This is a genomic window from Defluviimonas sp. SAOS-178_SWC, from assembly GCF_039830135.1.
In the GTDB taxonomy this organism is placed as follows: Bacteria; Pseudomonadota; Alphaproteobacteria; order Rhodobacterales; family Rhodobacteraceae; genus Albidovulum.
The window spans coordinates 851,877-875,009 of sequence record NZ_CP156081.1 but is presented as its reverse complement, the minus strand read 5'-3'; the positions used below and the strand labels follow the sequence as shown (position 1 = coordinate 875,009).

Annotated in this window: 22 protein-coding genes and 1 tRNA gene; 11 read left to right on the top strand and 12 right to left on the bottom strand. The window is 65.1% G+C overall.

Going from position 1 to position 23,133, the window contains the following annotated elements:
- Window positions 1–27 precede the first annotated feature (27 nt).
- The 10 genes from rpoB to tuf all read right to left on the bottom strand — a co-directional run bounded on the left by rpoB (window position 28) and on the right by tuf (window position 10,162).
- Window positions 28–4,161 carry a DNA-directed RNA polymerase subunit beta gene (gene rpoB / locus V5734_RS05230; protein ID WP_347313577.1) on the bottom strand — a complete coding sequence of 1,378 codons (4,134 nt, stop codon included), beginning with the start codon at window positions 4,159–4,161 and terminating at the stop codon, window positions 28–30.
- Window positions 4,162–4,420: 259 nt separating this feature from the next.
- On the bottom strand, window positions 4,421–4,795 hold the full coding sequence (gene rplL, locus V5734_RS05225; protein WP_347312452.1) for a 50S ribosomal protein L7/L12: 375 nt from the start codon (window positions 4,793–4,795) through the stop codon (window positions 4,421–4,423).
- A gap of 66 nt (window positions 4,796–4,861) precedes the next feature.
- Window positions 4,862–5,377 (bottom strand): 50S ribosomal protein L10, encoded by a 516-nt coding sequence (rplJ, locus tag V5734_RS05220; RefSeq protein ID WP_347312451.1) that lies wholly within the window; start codon window positions 5,375–5,377, stop codon window positions 4,862–4,864.
- A gap of 246 nt (window positions 5,378–5,623) precedes the next feature.
- Entirely contained in the window at window positions 5,624–6,322 is a 699-nt protein-coding gene (rplA, locus tag V5734_RS05215) for a 50S ribosomal protein L1 (protein ID WP_347312450.1), read from the bottom strand.
- Between the two features lie 3 nt (window positions 6,323–6,325).
- Window positions 6,326–6,778: a 50S ribosomal protein L11 gene (gene rplK, locus V5734_RS05210; protein ID WP_347312449.1), complete on the bottom strand. Its 453-nt coding sequence runs from the start codon at window positions 6,776–6,778 to the stop codon at window positions 6,326–6,328.
- Between the two features lie 88 nt (window positions 6,779–6,866).
- The gene (nusG, locus tag V5734_RS05205; RefSeq protein WP_347312448.1) at window positions 6,867–7,400 is read right to left on the bottom strand and encodes a transcription termination/antitermination protein NusG; all 534 of its coding nucleotides are present in this window, start codon (window positions 7,398–7,400) and stop codon (window positions 6,867–6,869) included.
- 193 nt (window positions 7,401–7,593) lie between these two features.
- Window positions 7,594–7,782, bottom strand: a complete 189-nt coding sequence (gene secE, locus V5734_RS05200) for a preprotein translocase subunit SecE (protein WP_347312447.1) — start codon at window positions 7,780–7,782, stop codon at window positions 7,594–7,596.
- Window positions 7,783–7,915: 133 nt separating this feature from the next.
- Window positions 7,916–8,623, bottom strand: coding sequence for a DUF3108 domain-containing protein (locus tag V5734_RS05195; RefSeq protein ID WP_347312446.1), 708 nt, complete (start codon window positions 8,621–8,623; stop codon window positions 7,916–7,918).
- A gap of 174 nt (window positions 8,624–8,797) precedes the next feature.
- Window positions 8,798–8,873: transfer RNA gene (locus tag V5734_RS05190), tRNA-Trp, on the bottom strand.
- Between the two features lie 113 nt (window positions 8,874–8,986).
- The gene (gene tuf, locus V5734_RS05185) at window positions 8,987–10,162 is read right to left on the bottom strand and encodes an elongation factor Tu (protein WP_347312445.1); all 1,176 of its coding nucleotides are present in this window, start codon (window positions 10,160–10,162) and stop codon (window positions 8,987–8,989) included.
- A gap of 336 nt (window positions 10,163–10,498) precedes the next feature.
- On the opposite strand from tuf, the gene V5734_RS05180 reads away from it, so the two are divergent.
- From V5734_RS05180 to V5734_RS05160, 5 genes are all read left to right on the top strand, one after another.
- Window positions 10,499–11,854, top strand: a complete 1,356-nt coding sequence (locus V5734_RS05180) for a cytochrome P450 (RefSeq protein ID WP_432759679.1) — start codon at window positions 10,499–10,501, stop codon at window positions 11,852–11,854.
- A 256-nt stretch (window positions 11,855–12,110) separates the two neighbouring features.
- Window positions 12,111–12,944, top strand: coding sequence for a hypothetical protein (locus V5734_RS05175; RefSeq protein WP_347312443.1), 834 nt, complete (start codon window positions 12,111–12,113; stop codon window positions 12,942–12,944).
- A gap of 5 nt (window positions 12,945–12,949) precedes the next feature.
- Window positions 12,950–13,606, top strand: coding sequence for a Fe2+-dependent dioxygenase (locus V5734_RS05170; RefSeq protein WP_347312442.1), 657 nt, complete (start codon window positions 12,950–12,952; stop codon window positions 13,604–13,606).
- 198 nt (window positions 13,607–13,804) lie between these two features.
- Complete coding sequence (locus tag V5734_RS05165; RefSeq protein WP_347312441.1) at window positions 13,805–14,224, top strand: carboxymuconolactone decarboxylase family protein; 420 nt, start codon at window positions 13,805–13,807, stop codon at window positions 14,222–14,224.
- 103 nt (window positions 14,225–14,327) lie between these two features.
- Window positions 14,328–14,975: a TetR/AcrR family transcriptional regulator gene (locus V5734_RS05160; protein ID WP_347312440.1), complete on the top strand. Its 648-nt coding sequence runs from the start codon at window positions 14,328–14,330 to the stop codon at window positions 14,973–14,975.
- Window positions 14,976–15,042: 67 nt separating this feature from the next.
- Here the strand turns inward: V5734_RS05160 and V5734_RS05155 are convergent, their stop codons facing one another.
- On the bottom strand, window positions 15,043–17,388 hold the full coding sequence (locus V5734_RS05155) for a DNA topoisomerase IV subunit A (protein WP_347312439.1): 2,346 nt from the start codon (window positions 17,386–17,388) through the stop codon (window positions 15,043–15,045).
- Between the two features lie 279 nt (window positions 17,389–17,667).
- Here V5734_RS05155 and V5734_RS05150 point away from each other — a divergent pair, with 279 nt between their 5' ends.
- From V5734_RS05150 to V5734_RS05130, 5 genes are all read left to right on the top strand, one after another.
- Window positions 17,668–18,492: an SDR family NAD(P)-dependent oxidoreductase gene (locus V5734_RS05150; RefSeq protein ID WP_347312438.1), complete on the top strand. Its 825-nt coding sequence runs from the start codon at window positions 17,668–17,670 to the stop codon at window positions 18,490–18,492.
- A gap of 76 nt (window positions 18,493–18,568) precedes the next feature.
- Entirely contained in the window at window positions 18,569–18,781 is a 213-nt protein-coding gene (locus V5734_RS05145) for a twin transmembrane helix small protein (RefSeq protein WP_347312437.1), read from the top strand.
- Window positions 18,781–19,353, top strand: a complete 573-nt coding sequence (locus V5734_RS05140; protein WP_347312436.1) for a cob(I)yrinic acid a,c-diamide adenosyltransferase — start codon at window positions 18,781–18,783, stop codon at window positions 19,351–19,353. Before V5734_RS05145 ends, V5734_RS05140 begins: the two co-directional genes overlap by 1 nt.
- A gap of 151 nt (window positions 19,354–19,504) precedes the next feature.
- Entirely contained in the window at window positions 19,505–20,266 is a 762-nt protein-coding gene (locus V5734_RS05135; protein ID WP_347309944.1) for an electron transfer flavoprotein subunit beta/FixA family protein, read from the top strand.
- A complete protein-coding gene (locus V5734_RS05130) occupies window positions 20,266–21,192 on the top strand; it encodes an electron transfer flavoprotein subunit alpha/FixB family protein (RefSeq protein ID WP_347309945.1) in 927 nt (308 codons plus the stop codon). The genes V5734_RS05135 and V5734_RS05130 overlap by 1 nt, the downstream gene beginning before the upstream one ends.
- A gap of 68 nt (window positions 21,193–21,260) precedes the next feature.
- On the opposite strand, the gene V5734_RS05125 is transcribed toward V5734_RS05130, so the two are convergent.
- Window positions 21,261–22,079: a DUF6473 family protein gene (locus V5734_RS05125; RefSeq protein WP_347312435.1), complete on the bottom strand. Its 819-nt coding sequence runs from the start codon at window positions 22,077–22,079 to the stop codon at window positions 21,261–21,263.
- Window positions 22,080–22,241: 162 nt separating this feature from the next.
- Between V5734_RS05125 and V5734_RS05120 the strand changes: the two genes are divergently transcribed.
- Window positions 22,242–23,117, top strand: coding sequence for a 3-hydroxybutyryl-CoA dehydrogenase (locus tag V5734_RS05120; protein WP_347312434.1), 876 nt, complete (start codon window positions 22,242–22,244; stop codon window positions 23,115–23,117).
- Window positions 23,118–23,133 lie beyond the last annotated feature (16 nt).

The following is a 23,133-nucleotide window of genomic DNA, read 5'->3' as shown; positions in this document are numbered from 1 at the left end:
GATGGGAAAGTAAGGGGGTGGCCGCCCTCACTCCTCCTCCGCATCCAGGAGTTCCATGTTGAGGCCGAGGCCCCGCACTTCCTTGACGAGAACGTTGAACGATTCCGGCACGCCGGCCTCGAAGTTGTCCTCGCCCTTGACGATGCTCTCGTAGACCTTGGTCCGGCCCGCCACGTCGTCCGACTTGACGGTCAGCATCTCCTGCAGGGTGTAGGCCGCGCCGTAGGCTTCCAGCGCCCAGACCTCCATTTCCCCGAAACGCTGGCCACCGAACTGGGCCTTGCCGCCCAGAGGCTGCTGCGTGACGAGGCTGTAAGGCCCGGTCGAGCGCGCGTGGATCTTGTCGTCGACGAGGTGGTGAAGCTTCAGGAGGTACTTCACGCCCACGGTGACTTTCCGCGCGAACTTCTCGCCGGTCCGGCCGTCGAAGAGGTCCGACTGGCCCGACTGGTCGAAGCCGGCCCGCATCAGCGCGTTGTTGACGTCAGCCTCCTTGGCGCCGTCAAAGACCGGCGTCGCGATCGGCACGCCGCGAGTTACGGTCGCCGCCCGCTCCAGAAGCGTGTCTTCGTCGAGCTTGGCAAAGGCTTCCTCGTAGGCATCGTCGCCGTAGCCGTGCTTCAAGGCATCGCGGACCGGCGTCAGGTCGCCGGTGCGGCGGTAGTCCTGAAGCGCGTCGTCGATGCGGATGCCGAGGCCACGCGCCGCCCAACCCATGTGGGTTTCGAGGATCTGACCGACGTTCATCCGGCTCGGCACGCCGAGCGGGTTGAGCACCATGTCGACCGGCGTCCCGTCGCCGAGGAAGGGCATGTCCTCCATCGGCACCACCTTGGAGACGACACCCTTGTTGCCGTGACGGCCGGCCATCTTGTCGCCCGGCTGCAGCTTGCGCTTCACGGCGACGAAGACCTTCACCATCTTCATCACCCCCGGCGGAAGGTCGTCGCCACGGCGGACCTTCTCGACCTTGTCCTCGAAGCGGTGTTCGAGCGCGCGCTTCTGCGCCTCGAACTGGGCGTTGAGGGCCTCGACGTTCTGGGCGTCCTGCTCCTCACCGAGGGCAAGCTGCCACCACTGGCCGCGCGAGAGCGATTCCAGCAGATCTTCGTCGATCGTGGCGTTCGGCTTGATCCCCTTCGGTCCCTTCACCGCGGTCTTGCCAAGGATCATCGACTTCAGACGCGCATAGATGTTGCGTTCGAGGATCGCCTGTTCGTCGTCGCGGTCGCGGGCGAGCCGCTCGACTTCCTCACGCTCGATCTGGAGCGCGCGTTCGTCCTTGTCGACGCCGTGGCGGTTGAAGACCCGCACTTCGACGACCGTGCCGAAATCGCCCGGCGGGAGCCGGAGCGAGGTGTCACGCACGTCCGAGGCTTTTTCACCGAAGATGGCGCGGAGCAGTTTCTCCTCCGGCGTCATCGGGCTTTCGCCCTTCGGGGTGATCTTGCCGACGAGAATGTCGCCCGGCCCCACTTCGGCGCCGATATAGACGATGCCCGCTTCGTCGAGGTTGCGAAGCGCCTCCTCGCCGACGTTCGGGATGTCGCGGGTGATCTCCTCAGGCCCGAGCTTGGTGTCGCGGGCGGCGACTTCGTATTCCTCGATATGGATCGAGGTGAAGACGTCGTCCTTGACGATACGCTCGGAGATGAGGATCGAGTCCTCGTAGTTGTAGCCGTTCCACGGCATGAAGGCGACGATGACGTTCTTGCCGAGCGCCAGTTCCCCCATGTCGGTCGACGGACCGTCCGCGATGACCTCGTTCTTCGCGACCTTGTCGCCCACCTTCACCAGAGGCTTCTGGTTGATGCAGGTGTTCTGGTTCGACCGCTGGAACTTGCGCAGACGGTAGATGTCGACACCGGCATCGCCGAGTTCAAGATCTTCGGTGGCACGAACGACGATACGGGTCGCATCGACCTGGTCGATGACGCCACCGCGCTTGGCCATGATCGCCGCCCCCGAATCCTCGGCCACGACAGCCTCGATCCCGGTGCCGACGAAGGGCGCGTCCGCCTGGAGAAGCGGTACCGCCTGACGCTGCATGTTCGAACCCATCAGAGCGCGGTTCGCGTCGTCGTTCTCAAGGAACGGGATGAGCGAGGCCGCGACCGAGACGAGCTGCTTCGGCGACACGTCGATGAGGTCCACCACATCGGGCGGGTTCAGCATGAATTCGCCCGACTGACGGGTCGAAACGAGGTCGTTCTTGAAGCGGCCGTTCTCGTCGAGCGAAGCGTTGGCCTGCGCGACGGTGTGGCGCATTTCCTCGGTGGCGGACATGTACTGGACTTCGTCCGTCACCTGACCGTCCTTCACCTTGCGGTAGGGGGTCTCGATGAAGCCGTACTTGTTCACGCGCGCGAACGTGGCGAGCGAGTTGATCAGACCGATGTTCGGGCCTTCCGGCGTCTCGATCGGGCACATCCGGCCGTAGTGGGTCGGGTGAACGTCGCGGACTTCGAAGCCCGCGCGCTCGCGGGTAAGACCGCCCGGCCCGAGGGCCGACAGGCGCCGCTTGTGGGTGACTTCCGACAGCGGGTTGGTCTGGTCCATGAACTGCGAAAGCTGCGAGGAGCCGAAGAACTCGCGCACCGCCGCCGCCGCCGGTTTGGCGTTGATCAGATCCTGCGGCATGACCGTGTCGATCTCGACCGAGGACATGCGTTCCTTGATCGCGCGCTCCATGCGCAGAAGTCCGACGCGGTACTGGTTTTCCATCAGCTCGCCGACCGAGCGCACCCGGCGGTTGCCGAGGTGGTCGATGTCATCGATCTCGCCCTTGCCGTCGCGCAGTTCCACCAGTGCCTTCACGCACGCGATGATGTCGTCGCGGTCGAGCGTGCGCTGCGTGTCGGGCTTGCCGAGGTCGAGGCGCATGTTCATCTTGACCCGGCCGACGGCCGAGAGGTCATAGCGCTCCTTGTCGAAGAACAAGGTGTCGAAGAGCGCAGAGGCGGCCTCGACGGTGGGCGGTTCGCCCGGGCGCATGACGCGGTAGATATCCATCAGCGCGGTGTCGCGGTTCAGGTTCTTGTCCGCCGCCATCGTGTTGCGGATGTAGGGGCCGACATTGACGTTGTCGATGTCGAGAACCGGGATCGTGGTGATGCCGTTGTCGAGAAGGACCTTGAGCGTGCCGCCGGAGACCTCGCCGTCCTTGTCGACGGTCTGCGTCAGCTCATCACCGGCTTCAACATAGATCGCACCGGTTTCCTCGTTGATGATGTCCTTGGCGACATAGCGGCCGAGGATGTGGTCGAAGGGCACCAGCAGTTCGGTCACCTTGCCTTCGTCGATCAATTTCTTGACCATGCGCGGCGTCACCTTTTCGCCGGCCTTGCAGATCACCTCGCCCGTCTTCGCATCGACGAGATCATAAGTCGGACGCGTGCCGCGCACGCGCTCGGGGAAGAACCGGGTCACCCAGCCCTTGTTCTTCTGAAGCTTGAACTCGACGGTGTTGTAGTAGGCATCCATGATGCCTTCCTGGTCGAGGCCGAGCGCATAAAGGAGCGTCGTCACCGGGAGTTTCCGGCGGCGGTCGATCCGCGAGAAGACGATGTCCTTGGCGTCGAACTCGAAGTCGAGCCAGGAGCCGCGATAGGGAATGATCCGGCAGGCGAAGAGCAACTTGCCCGAAGAGTGGGTCTTGCCCTTGTCGTGGTCGAAGAACACGCCCGGCGAACGATGCATCTGGGACACGATGACGCGCTCGGTGCCGTTGACGATGAAGGTGCCGTTCGGCGTCATGAGCGGCATGTCGCCCATGTAGACGTCCTGCTCCTTGATGTCCTTCACGGACTTCGCGCCGGTATCCTCGTCGACATCGAACACGATCAGGCGCAGCGTGACCTTGAGCGGCGCGGCATAGGTCATGTCGCGGCTCTGGCATTCCTCGACATCGTATTTCGGCTTTTCGAGTTCGTATTTCACGAATTCGAGGATCGCGTTCTCGTTAAAGTCCTTGATCGGGAAGACCGACTGGAAGACCCCCTGAATGCCCTCGCCATCGGCCGCCTTCGGGCCGTCGCCGGATTTCAGGAACAGGTCGTAGGAGGATTTCTGAACCTCGATGAGGTTCGGCATCTCCAGGACTTCGCGGATTTTGCCGAAGTATCTGCGGATACGCTTCTGGCCAACGGTCGCTTGCGCCATGCTCGTCGTCACCTTTCGTCTCTTCGCGGGGGCGGCACCGTCGGGGACACGGGGCCGCGCCGCTTGCGAATGAAGGGGGTCGGTTCAATTCATGCCCGCCGTCCCACCGGAGGGCTCCCGAACCTTTAACCGCGCCTTGGAAGGGGCATCGTCCACGCCATCGGGGCCGATGCCCCTTCCAAGACAGGTTCGGCTGGGCCCGGGATTGACCCGGACCCAGCCAAATTCAGCGGATGGAGTGCTCGCGCACCCCGCCCTATTACTTGAGCTCGACCTTGGCGCCAGCCTCTTCGAGCTTCTTCTTGATCTCTTCGGCTTCGGCCTTCGCCGCGCCTTCCTTGACCTTGCCGCCGGCCTCGACGAGGTCCTTGGCTTCCTTCAGGCCGAGACCGGTGATCGCGCGCACTTCCTTGATCACGTTGATCTTCTGCGCGCCGGCGTCGGTCAGGACGACGTCGAATTCGGTCTTCTCTTCCGCGGCTTCGGCAGGGCCGGCAGCCGGGCCGGCAACCATGACGGCGCCACCGGCAGCCGGCTCGATGCCGTATTCGTCCTTCAGGATGGTCTTGAGTTCCTGCGCTTCGAGAAGCGTCAGGCCCACGATTTCTTCGGCGAGTTTCTTCAGATCAGCCATTTCTCTGTTCCGTTCCTAAGTTTGTGTTCCAACGTCGGGCTTTGCCCTTTGAGGACACGAAGTTGCTCACGCGGCCTGCCGCTCTTCCAAGGTCGACAGGATGCCCGCGATGTTCGAAGCAGGCGCGCCAATGGCCCCGGCGATGTTCGACGCAGGTGCACCGATGCAAGACACGATCGAAGCGATGAGCTCCTCCCGCGACGGCATCGAGGCAACGGCTTTCACACCGGCCGTGTCCAGAGCCGTGCTGCCCATCGCACCGCCGAGGATAACGAACTTGTCGTTAGCCTTGGCGTACTTATCCGCGACCTTCGCAGCTGCGACAGGGTCTTCGGAAAAGGCCAGCACGGTCATGCCCGTGAGCAGGTCGCCGATGCTTGCGCAGGGCTTGCCGTCCAGGGCGATCTTGGCGAGCTTGTTCTTGGCGACGCGGACGGACCCACCCGCGGCACGCATTTCCGCGCGCAGGTCCTGCATCTGAGCAACCGTCATGCCTTCGTAGTGGGCAACCACCACGACGCCAGAGCTTTCGAAGATCTGGCCGAGTTCCTCGACCATTTTCTCTTTCTGGGCTCTATCCACGGTTTCACTCCAAGTATGGGGGTTTCCCCCCGGCTCTCATCTGGCCCCGGATCGTTTCAGGGCCGTTCGGGTCCGTGATGGTCCCGAGGCCAGGATCGCCCGGTGCGCAAGGCCCCGGAAATGCTGTCTCGTTTCCCATCTCAGGAAGGAATTATGGAGCTTCCCCCACCCTCCGTCTCGGACAGGACGGGGCGTTTCCGCCCCGCCATTCACCGGGCATGTGGCCCGGAGAATTCTTGATCGGGCTCAGTTGCCCGAGGCCGACACCAGGTCGACGCTGACGCCCGGCCCCATGGTCGAGGAGAGCGACACCTTCTTGAGGTAAGCCCCCTTCGCGCCGGTCGGACGTGCCCGCGTGACGGCATCGACGAAAGCGCGGACGTTCTCGGCCAACTTGCCGTCGTCGAACGACACCTTGCCGATCCCGGCATGGATGACACCGGCCTTCTCGACCTTGAACTGCACTTCGCCGCCCTTCGCAGCCTCGACAGCCGCTTTCACGTCCATCGTCACGGTGCCGACCTTCGGGTTCGGCATCAGGTTGCGGGGGCCGAGGATCTTGCCCAGACGGCCGACCAGCGGCATCATGTCCGGCGTCGCGATGCAACGGTCGAACTCGATCTTGCCGGACTGGATCGTCTCCATCAGGTCTTCGGCGCCGACGATGTCGGCCCCCGCGGATTTTGCCTCGTCGGCTTTCGGGCCACGGGCGAAGACCGCCACGCGGACCGTCTTGCCGGTGCCGTTCGGCAGCGTCACGACACCCCGGACCATCTGGTCGGCGTGGCGCGGATCGACGCCGAGATTCATCGCGATTTCAAGCGTCTCGTCGAACTTCGCCGACGCGGCGCCCTTGATCAGCTTGACGGCATCCTCGACCGAAAGGTTCGACTTGCCTTCGAAGGCGGCGCGGGCCGCCGTGGAACGTTTTCCGAGCTTGGCCATGACTTACCCTTTCACCTCGATGCCGATCGAACGGGCGGAGCCGAGGATGATCTGCATCGCGGCCTCCACGTCATTGGCCGAAAGGTCCTTCATCTTGGCTTCGGCGATTTCGCGCACCTGGGCCACGGTCACATATCCCGCCACGTCGCGACCGGGCTTTTCGGAGCCCTTCGCACGGTTGCGCTTACCCACCGGCTTCAGGCCCGCGGCCTTCTTCAGGTAGAACGAGGCCGGCGCGGTCTTCGTCACGAACGAAAACGACTTGTCCGCGTAGTAGGTGATGATCACCGGAACCGGGGAACCGGGCTCCATCTCCTGGGTCTTCGCGTTGAAGGCCTTGCAGAATTCCATGATGTTGATGCCGCGCTGACCCAGCGCCGGACCAACTGGGGGCGAGGGGTTGGCCTGCCCCGCCTTGATTTGCAGCTTGAGGCTGCCGATTACCTTCTTGGCCATCTGGCCTCTCCTTTGTCACTGGCATCCGGAAGGATGCAGTTTAGTGGTCCGGTCCGCGCCGTAGCGCTCGCCTCCCACGGCTCACACGTCAGGCGACTTTCTGCACCTGCGTGAATTCCAGTTCGACCGGCGTCGGCCGCCCGAAGATCGACACCGTCACCTTGAGACGGCTCGTATGTTCGTCCACTTCCTCGACCATGCCCGAGAAGCCGTCGAACGGCCCGTCGGTCACCTTCACCTGCTCGCCGACCTCGAAGCGGATCAGGTTGCGCGGCGCGGCCTCGCCTTCCTCGACGCGGTTGAGGATCTGGTTCACCTCGCTGTCGCGCATCGGCATCGGCTTGCCCTGCGGACCGAGGAATCCTGTGACGCGGTTGATCGAGGTGATCAGGTGATAGCCGCGATCCGTCATGTCCATGTGCACGAGCACGTAGCCCGGCATGAAGCGGCGCTCCGAGGTCACCTTCTTGCCGCGGCGGATCTCCAGGACCTCTTCGGTCGGCACCAGAACCTCGTCGATCTCGTCCTCGAGGCCCTTCTCGACCACGGCTTGCCTGATCTGTTCGGCGATCTTCTTCTCGAAATTCGAGAGAACGCTCACCGAATACCAACGCTTCGCCATCTGCCTCAGACCTCGCTCGACCGACGGTTGACCGCCGGAATATTCCGAATTTCCATTGGGTTGCCCCAGCCTCACCCGAACAAAAAACAGCGCGCATACCGAATCGTTGCGCGCCGGTGCCGGGAGAGTGGGCTTCACCTACAAGCCTTCGCCCCGGATTTCAAGGCCGAATGGCCCGACCGGCACCTTGGCGTCAGATCCCGAGCACCGCGCTCAGACCGAGCTGGATGACCCGATCGACGAGGAAGAAGAAAAGCGAGGTCAGCGCCGCCATGATGAAGACCATGATCGTGGTCGTGACCACTTCCTTGCGGGTCGGCCAGTGGACCTTGGCGGTCTCTGAGCGGACCTGCTGGAGGAATTGCAGGGGATTGGTGGCCATGCGCGTCTCGCTTCGGGGTCTGTTGCAACGGGTGGGAGATACGCGCGCGGCGCGGCAAATTCAAGCCTGATGGCAGGGTCGCGCCGAAGACCGGGAAACCGCAGGCGTGGCGGACCAGCCCCGTCCGCCGCCCTCAGTCGGCTGCAATCAGCCTGATTCCCAGCAGTCCTGCGCGCACGTCAATTTCCCGGAGCCCCTTTCCGGAGCCTTCGCCGGCATCGTAAAGCGCCATCATGCTGAATTCCGTGAAGCGGAATGGCGACAGATGGCCCGGCCCGGCGATCACCGTGAACGTGATCTTGCATCGTGTCATTCCGCCGGAAACGTCCGCTCCGGACGGCACGATTTCGTCGACACGGCGGCCATCATAGAACGTGAACCCTTCAGGGCAGCCTTTGGCACGGACGATCCGGCCGAAGGCTGCGACAGGGTCGATCACGCTGGCCGGCACCGCGTCCGGCACCGACAGGGACGTCTCTTCGCTGGCCGGCGACACGACGGTTTCTTCGGCGCGTCCGGCGTCGATCACAAAGGAGATGTCACGCGCCTTGCGGGTCGACCGGCTTTTGCTGGCATAAAGCCGACGCGTTTCCCCCGCAGATTCGCCTTCGAGTCGGGAGTCCGCCTCGAACGTTCCGTCGAAGAGGCCGAATGGCGTATTGTCCAGAGTCGTCCGCAGGGATTGCCCGCCCCCCTTTGCCCCGTCGCTGAAAGTCACGGTCCCAAGAACACGGCCGCCGAATTCCACGCGATACGACGCCACCTCCGCCGCCGCCGTTCCGGAGGAAAGGCAGGCCGCCAGAAAGATTGCAGTCGGGACGCGGGCGAACGATGGCAGCATGGGAAACCGGAGCTGGGAGGCGCGGAAGACAATACCCCCCGAATAAGGCGGACGGCTGCTTCTGTTACAGCGCCAAAGCGGTCCTGTCAGCATGAAGAATCAGGCTGGCGGAACCAGCGCCGAAAATTGCCGATACGAGGCGGCAAGGTTCGACGTCATGGCATTGATAAGACCTGGCAGGGGCAGGGGGACTCGAACCCACGACCCTCGGTTTTGGAGACCGATGCTCTACCAACTGAGCTATACCCCTAAGGCCGGGCTGTGTCCTACGATGCCCGAAAGGGGAAATCAAGCGGGCTTTTCTTCCCCTCAAACGAAAAGGGCCGCCCGGCGGGCGGCCCTTTGTTCCGCGCTCTGCGCGTCTTACTTGATGATCTTGGACACGACGCCTGCGCCGACGGTGCGGCCGCCTTCGCGGATGGCGAAGCGGAGCTTTTCCTCCATCGCGATCGGGGCGATCAGCTCGACCTCGAACTTCAGGTTGTCGCCCGGCATCACCATCTCGGTGCCCTCGGGAAGCTTCACCGTCCCGGTCACGTCCGTCGTGCGGAAGTAGAATTGCGGGCGGTAGTTCGCGAAGAACGGCGTGTGGCGGCCGCCCTCTTCCTTCGTCAGGATGTAGGCTTCGGCCTCGAAATGGGTGTGCGGCTTCACCGAACCCGGCTTGCAGAGCACCTGGCCCCGCTCGACGCCGTCACGGTCGACACCGCGCAGGAGCGCGCCGATGTTGTCGCCCGCCTCGCCGCGGTCCAAGAGCTTGCGGAACATCTCGACGCCGGTGCAGACCGACTTCGTCGTCGCGCGGATGCCGACGATCTCGATCTCGTCGCCGACATTGATCACGCCCCGCTCGACCCGGCCCGTCACGACCGTGCCGCGGCCCGAGATCGAGAACACGTCCTCGATCGGCATCAGGAACGGCTGGTCCACGGCGCGCTGCGGCGTCGGGATGTAGCTGTCCACCGCTTCCATCAGCGCCCGGATCGAGTTCTCGCCGATCTCCGCGTCACGGCCTTCCAGAGCGGCCAGCGCCGAGCCCTTGATGATCGGAATGTCGTCGCCCGGATATTCGTAGGACGACAGAAGCTCGCGCACTTCCATCTCGACGAGCTCCAGAAGCTCCTCGTCATCCACCTGGTCGACCTTGTTCAGGTAGACGACCATGTAGGGAATGCCGACCTGACGGCCCAAGAGGATGTGCTCGCGCGTCTGCGGCATCGGGCCGTCGGCCGCGTTCACCACGAGGATCGCGCCGTCCATCTGCGCAGCACCCGTGATCATGTTCTTCACGTAGTCGGCGTGGCCCGGGCAGTCGACATGGGCGTAGTGACGGTTCGCCGTCTCGTATTCCACGTGCGCCGTCGAGATCGTGATCCCCCGCGCCTTCTCTTCCGGCGCCGCGTCGATCTGGTCATAGGCCTTGAAGTCGCCGAAATACTTCGTGATCGCCGCCGTCAGCGTCGTCTTGCCGTGGTCCACGTGACCAATCGTCCCGATGTTCACGTGCGGTTTCGTCCGTTCAAACTTTGCCTTTGCCATGTCGCGGGCGCCTCGTGGTCTGGGGGGGCTTCAGTGCCCCGTGTCAATATCGCGCGCTGCGTATCGGCTGGCCCGAAAAAAATCAAGCGTCAGTTGGTCTCTGCGGTCGGCGGAGCGGCCTGCGGCGCGGCGCCGGCCGGCGCAACATCGGCGGGCTTCGGCAGAAGGGCGCGGGCGGCAAGGGGCCGGTGGGCTTCGCATTCCTCGCCAGCGCGATCCCGCTGTCATGCACGAAAGCCCCGAAATCCTTTGGCGGCTGCCTCATATCTACGGCCGGACTTGGCCGTTCCCGCCCCGGCCTTATATTAAGGACGCGCACGGAGTCTGCCCATGGACATGCCACAGCCCACCGCCACCCCCGTCCAGGTGCCGCTTGGCACCCGCCCCCTGGGCGTCTGGGACAGTTTCCGCACCGGGCGGCGCAATCTCCTCGAACTGATCCCCGAAATCGCGACCCGGCAGCCGATGGTCTCCGGCCGCACGGTGAAGCGCTGGCACATGGTGATGGATCCCGGCGCCAATCGCCGCATCCTCAAGGACCGGGTCGAGGATTACCCGAAATCCGACGTGACCAAGATGATCCTCGGCCCGGCGATCGGCGACAGCCTCTTCATCGCCGAGGGCGCGCACTGGCACTGGCAGCGCCGCGCCGCGGCGCCGGCCTTTTCGGTCCGGAACGTCCAGGCGCTGGCGCCGGTGATGACGCTTGCCGCCGGGCGCGCGGCCGGGCGGGTCGCCGCGCAGACCGGGCGCGCGGCGAACCTTTACGACGAGATGGTGACGACGACTTTCGAGGTGATTTCCGACGTCACCTTTTCGGGTGGCGAGGCCTTCGACCGGAGCGGCGTGCACCGCGCCATCGACGCCTACATCGCCGGCTCCGCGCGGGTCTCGCTCCTCGACATCATCGGGGCGCCGGCCTGGGTGCCGCGCCCGTCGCGGATGGTCAACGCCCCGGCGATGCGGGCGATGAAGGCGATGGCCGACGCGGCGATCGAGCACCGGCGCGGCGCGGGTCCGTGCGAGGTGCCGGACCTTCTCGACCTGCTTCTCGACGGCGAGGATCCGGAGACGAAGCGGCGGATGAACACGGCCGAACTGCGCGACAATCTTCTGACCTTCATCGTCGCGGGACATGAAACGACGGCGCTGACGCTGGCCTGGGCGCTCTATCTCTCCGCCTTCGATCCGGCCGTGCAGGACCGGGCGCGCGCGGAGGCCAAGGCAGCGCTCGGGACCCGGGCCGCGACGGTGGCCGACCTGCCCGCCCTGCCCTACTGCCGGCAGATCGTCGACGAGACTTTGCGCCTTTACCCGCCCGCCGCCTTCCTGTCCCGCACCGCGCGCGCCCATGACACGCTTTGCGGGCGTGAGGTCCGGCCCGGCGACACGGTGATGCTGCCGATCTATGCGCTCCACCGGAACCACGCGCTCTGGCCCGATCCGCACCGCTTCGATCCCGGCCGTTTCGCCGATCCGAAAACCGTGGACCGCTTCGCCTACCTGCCCTTCGGCGGCGGGCCCCGTATCTGCATCGGCGCGTCCTTCGCGCTGCAGGAGGCGGTGATCGTGCTCGCCACCCTTCTTGCCCGGTTTCGCTTCACGCCGGTTCCGGGGCGCGACCCGAGACCCGTGCTGATCCTGACGCTTCGACCGGAGGGCGGGGTCTGGCTGAATATCGCTGAAATCTGAGGGTCTGGCGGGATTTTTCCGTTAAGGCAAAGGCGGGCTGGCGTACCGTAAGCCAGCCTGGGGGCGGATGGGAACCGGCGGCGATGCCGGCATTCTCGGCAATCTCGCGCCTGGCGAAAGGCGGTCTGTCGGGGCCGAGCGCCGCGCCCCCTGCATTTCCGGCCCGGACTCATTTCCGACCGTTTCAGTCAGTTTTTAATTGACGGCGCACACTGTGTCTCGTACGCCTGCCGCAACAGGACCGAAGGAGACGCAAATGACAGAATCCCCGAAAATCTCGCGCCGTGTCAGCCCGCATGGCTGGACCACGATGACCCTTGCCGGCGCCGCGATCGGCATGGCCGTCGCCGGCCAGGCTACAGCCGGCGGCGTGACCGGCGGCCCCGAGAAACTCTGGCTCGCGCAGGCGACCGAAGGCGGCGAAGCCGGTGAGGCCGGCGAATCCGGAACCGCCGCGACCGGCGACGAAGTGGTCGACTTCCTGATGGATCTCGGCCTCATCGAAGGCCATCTGCGCGCGGGCGTCGCGCTTTACCGCGCGGGCCTGGCGGATCAGGCCGCAACCCACATGAAGCACCCCCAGGACGAGATCTACGACGAACTGTCCTATCACCTCGCCGATTTCGGGGCGGAAGGCTTCGCCGAGGAACTGACCGCGCTCGCCGAGGCGGTGGAGGGCGGAAAACCGGCGGAGGCCGTGGAGGCCGCGCTCGCCGACGTTCTGAAGGAAATCGAAGAAGCGCGCGACCATGCCAAGGCGTCGGAAGCCGCCGAAGCGCAGGCGATGGTGGCGATCCTTCGTCACGCCGCCGACGAATATGGCGAAGGCGTGAAGGACGGCAAGATCGCCGAGTTGCACGAGTACCAGGACGCCTGGGGCTTCGTCGAGGTCGTCCGCGCGCAGGCAGCCCACATGGCGGGCGAGGACGACGCGGCGGAGAAGGCCTTTGGCGAAACGGCCGTTGCCGCGCTGGACGAGGCGCGCGTGGCGCTGCCGGATGTCTCGCCCGAGGGCAAGACTCTGGGCGATCCGTCCGCCCTCTTTGCCGCGATCGCAACGATCGAACTCGCGGCCTACAAGTTAAAGTAAGCGCCATGTTCCTCGCCATCGACGGCATTCTGACTCAATCCGAAGCGGCGGTCCTTCGCGGGGCCGCCGAAACGCTCGCCTTCGCGGACGGCCGGGCCACGGCCGGCAAGATCGCGCGCGCGATCAAGGCGAACGATCAGGCCGTGCCGTCGGACGATCTCGACGCGATCCGCGCGAAGGCGGCCGATGCGTTGATGGCGCATCCGGTGTTCACCGCCGCCGCGCGGCCGAAGGCGATGACCAAGCTCATCCTGTCGCGCTACCGCGAGGGCCAGACCTACGGCATGCACGTGGATGACGCGCTGATGCAGGGCATCCGCACGGACCTGTCGTTCACGCTCTTTCTGAGCGAGCCCGAGAGCTACGACGGCGGCGCGCTGATCGTTGCGGACACCGCCGAGGAACGGGCCTTCAAACTTGCCCCGGGCAGTCTCATCCTCTACCCCTCGACCACGCTGCACCGGGTGGAGCCGGTGACGCGTGGAACCCGGCTTTGCCTGGTCGGCTGGGTACAGAGCTGGATCCGCGACGCGGGCCAGCGCGAGGTGCTGTTCGACCTCGACCGTGCGATCGCCGATGTCCATGGCCGTGAGGGCAAGTCGGCCCTGCTCGACACGCTGACCAAGACGCGGTCGAACCTGATCCGGATGTGGGCCGGCTGAGCAGTCGCCGGACGCTCCGGAAACGTCCGCCTTTCCATACGACCCGGCCAAGGCGGCGGGCGCATCCCCGCCGTAACGTCGCGCCAACTCCGACCAAATACCATACACTGTAAGTTTTTGTTGACTTGCCTTACGGTGTATGGTTATTGTGATCTCCATTCTTACGCCGTAAGGCACAGCACCTGAAAGGAGTTCATGATGTCCCGCCTTCTGACCGCTCTCGCCTTCACTGCCGCAGCCCTTCCCGCCCTCGCCTCCGAAGTCGACGATGCCCGTGCCGACATCGAGAAGACGCTCGGCGGCGTGCCCAGCTTCGTCTCCCAGATCGCCGACAGCGCGCTGCCCGGTCTATGGCAGCAGACCAAGGCGCTGGAATTTTCCTCCGACACCGCGCTCGACCCCAAGACCAAGGCGCTGATTTCGCTCGGCGTTGCGGCGCAGATCCCGTGCAATTACTGCATCTGGATGGACACCAACTCGGCCCGGCAAGCCGGCGCTACCGATCAGGAGATCGCCGAAGCCGTCGCCGTGGCGGGCATGACCCGCAACTGGTCGACGATCTTCAACGGAGTTCAGGTCGATTTCGACCAGTTCAAGGCCGAGCTCGGCGGAAATTGAAAGACGACGCCCCCCGACACTGCCCGCCCGGCCCGCGCCCGCCGCGGTCCGGGCATCCCGCTTGGGGCTTGTACCTCGGGCCGGGCAACGGGTAACTGCCGCCATGTCGACACACGCACCGAAACGCAAACGCACCCCGCTCAGCGCCGAACGCATCGCCACCGAGGCCATGGCGCTTGTCGACGAGGGCGGGATCGACGCGCTGAGCTTCCGAACCCTGGCCGCACGGCTCAAGTGCCAGGCGATGAGCCTCTATCACTATTACCCGTCGAAGCAGCATCTGATCGACGCGCTCATCAACATCTGCCTGGCCGAGATCGAGATCCCCGGCCCCGGCCTGCCGCTTCGCGAACGGCTGCACAGGTTCTGCCTGAACTACCGCGCCACCGTCCTGCGCCATCCGGGCTTCGCCGCGATCTTCACCTCGCACCGGCTGAACCACCGCGAGGGCCTTGCGACGCTCGACGCCTGCGTACGGATGTTCGACGGCGCGGGCGTCTCCTACGAACGCAAGGCGTCGCTCTTTCGCGTTCTCAGCTACTACATCACCGGCGCGGTGCTGGACGAAGCACTGGGCTATGCCAAGGGGGCGAGCGCGGCGGATCCCGTGCCCCTGGACGAAGCGCGGCGGGACTTCCCCGAGATCATGGGAATCGGCGCCTATTTCGGCAGGGAAAACCACCTGAAGTTCTATGAGACCGGCCTTGGGGTCCTTCTCGACTGGATCGAGGCGGACCTGACCAAGGGGTAGCGCCCCGGCCGCGATGAAGGGCGGCCGCCGCCGAGCGGGGGCTCGATGCCCCCCGAGGCGGTCCCCCTCAGGTAAAGCGGTTGTCGCGGGGGAAGCCGTGCGGCGGGGCCTTGCCGACACCGGCGCGGCGGCCGATCCAGTCGGCTATGCCGGTCTCGGTCCGGGTATTGCCGTTCGGCATCGCCCAGCTCAAACCATCGGCAAGTGTAAACGTGGTCACATCCGACAGGCCGCCGTCGAGTTCCAGCACGCCCTGCCGCCCCCGCGCCATATTGTACTTTTGCAGGCGCACGCCCTTGCCGCGCGTCATGTCCGGCAGTTCGGTCAGCGGGAAGACCAGAAGCTTGCGGTTCTTCGACACGATCGCGACATGGTCGCCGGAAACCGGCTTGCAGACCACCATCTTCACACCGTCGGCGAGGTTCATCACCTGCTTGCCCGCCCGCGTCTGCGCCACGACCTCGTCTACCGGAACGGTGAAGCCCTCGCCCGCCGACGAGGCGACGATCAGCCGGTCGCCCGTCCGATAGATCAGGAGATCGACGATATCCGCCTCGTTCGGCAGATCCACCATCAGCCGCACGGGCTCGCCCATCCCGCGCCCGCCGGGCAGGTTCGCGCCGAGGAGCGTGTAGAACCGCCCGTTCGACCCGGCGAGGAGGATCTTGTCGGTCGTCTCTGCGTGGAACACGAACCGCCCCTCGTCGCCGTCCTTGAACTTCACCTCGGCATCCAGTGCCTGATGACCTTTCATCGCCCGGATCCAGCCCATTTTCGAGCAGATGACGGTGATCGGTTCCTTCTCGATCATCGCCTCCAAGGGCACGTCCTCGACCTCGGCCGCATCGGCGAAACCCGTCCGCCGGGCGCCGCCGGGGGCGTCCTTGCCGAAGGCTTTTTGGGTCTCGCGCAGTTGATCGGCGATCTTCGCCCATTGCAGCGTGTCGGAGCCGAGAAGGTCGTCCAAGTCCGCGCGTTCGCGCATCAACTCGTCCTGCTCCTTGAGAAGCTCCATCTCCTCGAGCTTGCGCAAGGACCGCAGGCGCATGTTGAGGATCGCCTCGACCTGCACCTCGCTCAGCCCGTCATCGGTATGCGGCAGCGTCAGGGGCGAGACATAGTCCTTCTCGGACGTCGCGCGCACCTGCTTGCGCCCCCAATCCTCCGCCATCAGCGCGGCTTTCGGATCGGCGTCGTAACGGATGATGTCGATCACCCGGTCGAGGTTCAGGAAGGCGGTGATGAAACCTTCGAGCACTTCCAGCCGGTGGTCGATCTTCTCCATCCGGTGCTGGCTGCGGCGGATCAGGACCTCGCGCCGGTGATCGAGGAAGGCGCGAAGCACCTCCTTCAGCGAACAGACCTTGGGCGTGCGCCCGTCGATCAGCACGTTCATGTTGAGGCTGAACCGGGTTTCGAGGTCCGAATTGCGGAACAGCATCCCCATCAGCATCTCGGGGTCGACGTTCTTCGACCGTGGCTCCAGCACGATGCGGATGTCGTCGGCGCTTTCGTCGCGCACATCTGCCAGAAGCGGGATCTTCTTGGTCTGGATGATCTCGGCCAGCCGTTCGATCAGCTTCGACTTCTGCACCTGGAACGGGATCTCGGTGACGACGATGTTCCACGTTCCCCGGCCCAGATCCTCGACCGACCAGCGCGCCCGGGTGCGGAAGCTGCCGCGCCCGGTGCGATAGGCTTCGAGGATCGCCTCACGCGGCTCGACGATGACGCCGCCGGTCGGGAAATCGGGGCCGGGAACGAATCCGACTAGGGTTTCGTCGCGCGCATCGGGCGACTTGATCAGGTGCAGGCAAGCCTCGATCAACTCATGCAGGTTGTGCGGCGGGATGTTCGTGGCCATCCCGACCGCGATCCCGGAGGAGCCATTGGCCAGAAGGTTCGGGAACGCCGCGGGCAGCACCACTGGCTCTTCGAGCGTGCCATCGTAATTGGGGCGGAAATCGACCGCGTTCTCGGCCAGCCCCTCCATCAGCGCCTCGGCCGCGAAGGTCAGCCGCGCCTCGGTGTAGCGCGAGGCCGCCGGGTTGTCGCCGTCGATATTGCCGAAGTTCCCCTGCCCGTCGACCAGCGGGTAGCGCATGTTGAAATCCTGCGCGAGCCGCGCCATCGCGTCGTAGATCGCGGCGTCGCCATGCGGGTGGTAGTTCCCCATCACGTCGCCGGATATCTTCGCGGATTTCCGGAAACCGCCTGCGGGCGAAAGCTTCAGCTCCCGCATCGCGTAGAGGATGCGGCGATGCACAGGCTTCAGACCATCGCGCGCATCCGGCAGCGCCCGGTGCATGATCGTCGAGAGCGCATAGGTCAGATACCGCTCTCCGATCGCGCGGGAGAGCGGCTCGGCTGTGGTTGTCGGCAGGATGTTGCGGTCGTCCGTCTCGTCGCTCATGGATGTGGTGTAATTCGCGGACCCTGTCGGGTCCAGATGGAAATTCGGCGGAGGAAGGAAGATCCCGGCGCATTTCCCCGTACTCGGCGCGTTGCCCAGGGGCCAGGCCGTCATCGGCGTCCGTGGCTGGGCCCGGGTTCGGACGGAGGAGTCCCCCTTGTCAGGCTATATTGCATCCGATTTCATCGCCTGCTGGGTTCGCGTGCCATTCTGCATTGCCACCCCGGATTGCCAGCGCGACGAAAACCGCCTAGCGAGAGCCAAAGCGACGAGGCGGGCATGGCACGAAGCATTCTCATCACCGGGTGTTCCTCCGGCATCGGCTACGACGCGGCACATGAACTGGCCCGACGCGGCTGGCGCGTCTTCGCGACCTGCCGAAAGCCGACCGATTGTGACCGGCTCGGGGCCGAGGGGCTGGAGAGCTTCCCGCTCGATTACGAAGACGAAACGAGCATCGCCACCGCCGTCGAAGACGTCCTGACGCGCACCGGCGGGACGCTCGATGCGCTTTTCAACAATGGCGCCTACGCGATCCCGGCGCCTCTGGAGGACGTGTCGCGAGACGCCATGCGCACGATCTTCGAGGCGAACCTGATCGGTTGGCATGACCTCACGAACCGCGTGATCCCCGCGATGCGCGCCCAAGGCGGCGGGCGGATCGTCAATTGCTCCTCGGTCCTCGGCCTCGTCGGCATGAAATGGCGCGGCGCCTATGTCGCCACCAAGTTCGCGCTGGAAGGCATGACCGACGTCCTGCGGATGGAGATGGCGGGGACGGGCATCAAGGTCTGCCTGCTCGATCCCGGGCCCATTGACACGGATTTCCGCAAGAACGCGATCCGTCAATTCGAGAAATGGGTGGATTGGGAGCGCTCGGCGCGGGCCGACGAATACCGCGCGAGCCTTCTCGACAAGCTCTACAAGGGCAGCAGCAAGGGGCCGCAATGGCCCGCCTCGGCCGTGACGAAAACCCTGATCGCGGCGCTCGACTCGCCAGACCCCAAACCCCGCTACCACATCACGACCCCGACCCGCGTCATGGGCATAGCAAGGCGCGTCTTGCCGTCGCGGGCGCTGCAATGGGTACTGGCGCGGGGCTGATGCCGGGCGAATCCCGATCTGAACGCTGGCACCTTTCGTTGCCCCAAGGTAAAACCGCCCCATCAAGGAGGCCCTCATGACCAAGGACCCGCTTTTCCTCATCGCGGCAGCCGCCTGCTTCGCCGTCCTCGTCATCCTGATGATCGGCATTGGCGGCTTCGCAAAGGGTGGCGATTTCAACCGCAAACACGCCAACCGCCTGATGCGTTACCGGATCATCGCCCAGGCCTGTGCCGTCGCCCTTATCCTGCTCTTCGTCCTCGTCCGCGGCGGGATCGGAGGGCACTGATGGTTGTCCTGAACAAGATCTACACCCGTACCGGCGACGCTGGCGAAACCGCTTTGGGCGACGGCGCCCGTGTGCCGAAGCATTCCGCCCGCGTGGCCGCATACGGCACGGTGGACGAGACGAATTCCGTCATCGGCCTTGCCCGCCAGCACACGGCGGACGAGATCGACACCGCCCTCGCCCGGATCCAGAACGACCTTTTCGACCTCGGCGCCGATCTTTGCCGGCCGGCGATGGAAAAGGATGGCGAAGCAGACTACCCCGTCCTTCGCATGGCAGACGCGCAGGTCGCGCGGCTCGAATCCGAGATCGACGCGATGAATGCGCGCCTTGCGCCGTTGCGCAGCTTCATCCTTCCCGGCGGCTCGGCCCTTGCCGCGCATCTGCACCTCGCCCGCACCGTTTCACGGCGCGCCGAACGGCTGGCCGTTGAGCTCTCGGAATCCGAGCCGATCAACCCGGCGGCCCTGAAGTACCTCAACCGGCTCAGCGACTGGTTCTTCGTCGCCGCCCGCATCGCCAACGACGACGGTCGTGCCGACGTGCTCTGGGTTCCGGGCGCGAATCGCTGACCGGCGCTAACAGTCGCACTCGTGGCGGCGAAGCGACAAAGCGCGTCGATTTTTCGCTGTTTTCGCAGACGCAGAACCGCTAAGGGACGGGACGAGAGTTTGTCTTGCCGCTCCTCCGGGGGCGGTGTCCGGTTAAGGGAGATTGCCAGCCATGAAGGTATTGGTGCCTGTGAAGCGGGTGATTGACTACAACGTGAAGGTTCGCGTGAAGGCGGACGGCACGGGTGTCGATCTTGCCAACGTGAAGATGTCGATGAACCCGTTCGACGAGATCGCGGTGGAAGAGGCGATCCGGATCAAGGAGCGCGGCGAGGCCGAGGAGATCGTCGTGGTGTCGATCGGCGTGAAGCAGGCGCAGGAGACGCTGCGCACGGCTCTGGCGATGGGCGCGGACCGGGCGATCCTGATCGAGGCGGCCTCGGACGTGCATACCGATATCGAGCCCCTGGCGGTGGCGAAACTCTTGAAAGCCGTGGTCGACGAAGAGAAGCCCGGCCTTGTGATCTGCGGCAAGCAGGCGATCGACAACGACATGAACGCCACCGGCCAGATGCTGTCCGCTCTGCTCGGCTGGAGCCAGGCCGCCTTCGCTTCGGAGCTGAAGCTCGAGGGCGCGAGCGCGGTGGTGACGCGCGAGGTCGACGGCGGCCTGCAGACGATCAAGGTCAAGATGCCGGCGATCGTGACGGTGGACCTGCGGCTGAACGAGCCGCGCTATGCGTCCCTGCCGAACATCATGAAGGCGAAGAAGAAGCCGCTGGAGGAAAAGACCGCCGCCGATTACGGCGTCGATGTCACGCCGCGCCTGACGGTGGTGAAGACGGCGGAGCCGGCGGGCCGCAAGGCGGGCGTGAAGGTGGGATCGGTGGACGAGCTGATCGCGAAACTCAAAGACGAAGCGGGGGTGATCTGATGGCTGTTCTTCTGCTGGGGGAAGTGACCGACGGGCATCTGTCGGTCGATGCGACCGCGAAGGCGGTGACGGCGGCGGCGAAGATGGGCGAGGTGACGGTGCTTTGCGCCGGGGCCAAGGCCAGCGCGGCGGCGGCGGACGCGGCGAAGATCGCCGGCGTGAAGAAGGTGCTCTGCGCCGAGGACCCCTCGCTCGGCCACCGGCTCGCCGAACCGACGGCGGCGCTGATCGTCAGCCTCGCGGGCGATTACAGCCACATCGTCGCCCCGGCGACGACGGATGCCAAGAACGTGCTGCCGCGGGTGGCGGCGCTTCTCGACGTGATGGTGATCTCGGATGTCTCGGGCGTCGTCGATGCCGAGACCTTCGAACGGCCGATCTATGCCGGCAACGCGATCCAGACGGTGAAGTCGGGCGACAAGGTGAAGGTCGTGTCGATCCGCACCTCGACCTTCGAGCCGGCCGCGACGGGCGGCTCGGCGCCGATCGAGACGATCGGGGCGGCGGCCAATCCGGGGCTGTCGGAATGGGTCGAGGACAAGGTCGCCGCGAGCGACCGTCCGGAGCTGACCTCGGCGGGGATCGTCGTCTCGGGCGGCCGCGGCGTCGGCTCGGAAGAGAACTTCGCGCTGATCGAGAAGCTCGCCGACAAGCTCGGCGCGGCCGTGGGCGCCTCGCGCGCGGCGGTGGATTCCGGCTACGCGCCGAACGACTGGCAGGTCGGCCAGACCGGCAAGGTCGTGGCGCCGGCGCTCTACGTCGCCATCGGCATCTCGGGCGCGATCCAGCACCTCGCGGGGATGAAGGACAGCAAGGTCATCGTCGCCATCAACAAGGACGAAGAGGCCCCGATCTTCCAGGTCGCCGATTACGGCCTCGTCGGCGACCTCTTCGCCCTGGTCCCGGAACTCACCGAAAAACTCTGAGCGGCCACGCCGGCACGACGCTGAAGGAAACAGGACAAGGCCCCGCCGGAAACGGCGGGGCCTTTCCGTCAGAGCATCCGTTTCAGAACCGGGGCGAGCGCCTCGGCGACCTCGGCATGAACCCGCGGCCCCGGCATCGCCGCTGCGGCCGGCTCATCGAGCGGCGCGAAGTGCATGCCGTCGGTCCCGGCCCGCATCGCTGCGCCGCTCGGATTGACGCGAACGAGGTCGGTTGCAAAAGAACGGATCGCCGCGACCATCTCCGCATCGACCATCAGGGGCTCGGCGCCAAGGCCATCCTTGTTCTCGCCGGGATCGCCGGCGATCCAGAGAAGCACCGTCTTGCCCTCGATCTTCTGGAGAAGATGCCGCATCCGCACGACCCAGGCCGATTTCAACTCGTCCTCGACCAGCGCGCATTTTTCCGGCGCCTGCGATTTGAGTGCGGACAGCATGTGCCGGGTGAAATGGAACTCGGTGAAGTCCACCTCGCGGAAGATCGTCTTCATCAGGGTCGACGCGCGTAAGAAGCGGTCGTTTCGACGCGGATGGACCGCGTAGAAACGGTTCGACATGTTCTGAGCGCCCATGAGCTGGATCACCGTCACCCGCGCCCTTGAGCAGGCATCGACGATCACCGGTTCCCCCACGAAGACATCCGCCCCCGCATTCATGTAACCGAAATTCACGACCGGAAGGCCGATCGCCCGTTCGAGCAGAGCCGGATAGGGTTCCGCGACGAACTTGCCGTAGGTTTCCGTCCCGCCGAGGACCGCCGCGTAGACCCCTTCCAGCTTGCGCCGCGGCCCCCGGAACAGCAGTTTCGATTGCCCGTAGCGGCAAGGAAAGTAGTCGAGGGCGCTGTCGCCCGCATATTCATAAACCATTGGTTCCCACCTTCGTTTCGACTCACCCTGGACCAGATTGCGCCCCAAGCCTTGCCAAATGGCTAAGCGTTCAATTCGCGCGGTTGCGCCCGTCCGATATGCCTTGCGCCCGGGGCGGCGCGATGCCTATGGTCTTGCGCAAGCTTAAACGGGGGTCGGGCAATGGAAATCAGATCGGTCGGAATCGTCGGCGCGGGCCAGATGGGCAACGGCATTGCCCATGTCTTCGCGCTTGCCGGCTTTGACGTCCTGATGACCGATATCAGCCAGGAGGCGCTCGACAAGGCGGTTGCGCTGATCGACCGGAACCTCGATCGGCAGGTCAGCCGGGGCAAGGTGACGGCCGAGGACAAGGCGGCAGCGCTCGGGCGTCTGCGGACCACGCTGAAGCTGACCGACCTCGGCCAGACCGATCTGGTGATCGAAGCGGCGACCGAACGCGAAACGGTCAAGCAGGCGATCTTCGAGGATCTGCTCCCGCATCTGAAGCCGACGACGATCCTGACCTCCAACACCTCGTCGATCTCGATCACGCGCCTTGCGAGCCGCACCGACCGGCCGGAAAAGTTCATGGGCTTCCACTTCATGAACCCGGTTCCCGTGATGCAGCTCGTCGAGCTGATCCGCGGCATCGCCACCGACGAGCCGACCTACAAGGCGCTTCTGGCCGTTGTCGAAAAGCTCGGCAAGACGGCGGCAAGTGCGGAGGATTTCCCCGCCTTCATCGTCAACCGCATCCTGATGCCGATGATCAACGAAGCGGTCTATACGCTCTACGAGGGCGTCGGCAACGTGAAGTCGATCGACGAGTCGCTGAAGCTCGGGGCGAACCACCCGATGGGGCCGCTGGAACTGGCCGACTTCATCGGACTCGACACCTGCCTTGCGATCATGAACGTGCTGCACGAAGGACTGGCGGACACCAAGTACCGGCCCTGCCCGCTCCTGACCAAATACGTCGAAGCCGGCTGGCTGGGGCGCAAGACCGGGCGCGGGTTCTACGATTATCGCGGCGACACCCCCGTCCCGACCCGCTGAGCCGGCAGCCGGAAGC

Excerpts from the sequence above, each read along its gene's own strand:
- rpoB (WP_347313577.1), bottom strand. The coding sequence starts at position 4,161 with ATGGCGCAAGCGACCGTTGGCCAGAAGCGTATCCGCAGATACTTCGGC.
- rplL (WP_347312452.1), bottom strand. The coding sequence starts at position 4,795 with ATGGCTGATCTGAAGAAACTCGCCGAAGAAATCGTGGGCCTGACGCTT.
- rplA (WP_347312450.1), bottom strand. The coding sequence starts at position 6,322 with ATGGCCAAGCTCGGAAAACGTTCCACGGCGGCCCGCGCCGCCTTCGAA.
- rplK (WP_347312449.1), bottom strand. The coding sequence starts at position 6,778 with ATGGCCAAGAAGGTAATCGGCAGCCTCAAGCTGCAAATCAAGGCGGGG.
- nusG (WP_347312448.1), bottom strand. The coding sequence starts at position 7,400 with ATGGCGAAGCGTTGGTATTCGGTGAGCGTTCTCTCGAATTTCGAGAAG.
- secE (WP_347312447.1), bottom strand. The coding sequence starts at position 7,782 with ATGGCCACCAATCCCCTGCAATTCCTCCAGCAGGTCCGCTCAGAGACC.
- V5734_RS05195 (WP_347312446.1), bottom strand. The coding sequence starts at position 8,623 with ATGCTGCCATCGTTCGCCCGCGTCCCGACTGCAATCTTTCTGGCGGCC.
- tuf (WP_347312445.1), bottom strand. The coding sequence starts at position 10,162 with ATGGCAAAGGCAAAGTTTGAACGGACGAAACCGCACGTGAACATCGGG.
- V5734_RS05180 (WP_432759679.1), top strand. The coding sequence starts at position 10,499 with ATGCCACAGCCCACCGCCACCCCCGTCCAGGTGCCGCTTGGCACCCGC.
- V5734_RS05175 (WP_347312443.1), top strand. The coding sequence starts at position 12,111 with ATGACAGAATCCCCGAAAATCTCGCGCCGTGTCAGCCCGCATGGCTGG.
- V5734_RS05170 (WP_347312442.1), top strand. The coding sequence starts at position 12,950 with ATGTTCCTCGCCATCGACGGCATTCTGACTCAATCCGAAGCGGCGGTC.
- V5734_RS05165 (WP_347312441.1), top strand. The coding sequence starts at position 13,805 with ATGTCCCGCCTTCTGACCGCTCTCGCCTTCACTGCCGCAGCCCTTCCC.
- V5734_RS05160 (WP_347312440.1), top strand. The coding sequence starts at position 14,328 with ATGTCGACACACGCACCGAAACGCAAACGCACCCCGCTCAGCGCCGAA.
- V5734_RS05155 (WP_347312439.1), bottom strand. The coding sequence starts at position 17,388 with ATGAGCGACGAGACGGACGACCGCAACATCCTGCCGACAACCACAGCC.
- V5734_RS05150 (WP_347312438.1), top strand. The coding sequence starts at position 17,668 with ATGGCACGAAGCATTCTCATCACCGGGTGTTCCTCCGGCATCGGCTAC.
- V5734_RS05145 (WP_347312437.1), top strand. The coding sequence starts at position 18,569 with ATGACCAAGGACCCGCTTTTCCTCATCGCGGCAGCCGCCTGCTTCGCC.
- V5734_RS05140 (WP_347312436.1), top strand. The coding sequence starts at position 18,781 with ATGGTTGTCCTGAACAAGATCTACACCCGTACCGGCGACGCTGGCGAA.
- V5734_RS05135 (WP_347309944.1), top strand. The coding sequence starts at position 19,505 with ATGAAGGTATTGGTGCCTGTGAAGCGGGTGATTGACTACAACGTGAAG.
- V5734_RS05130 (WP_347309945.1), top strand. The coding sequence starts at position 20,266 with ATGGCTGTTCTTCTGCTGGGGGAAGTGACCGACGGGCATCTGTCGGTC.
- V5734_RS05125 (WP_347312435.1), bottom strand. The coding sequence starts at position 22,079 with ATGGTTTATGAATATGCGGGCGACAGCGCCCTCGACTACTTTCCTTGC.
- V5734_RS05120 (WP_347312434.1), top strand. The coding sequence starts at position 22,242 with ATGGAAATCAGATCGGTCGGAATCGTCGGCGCGGGCCAGATGGGCAAC.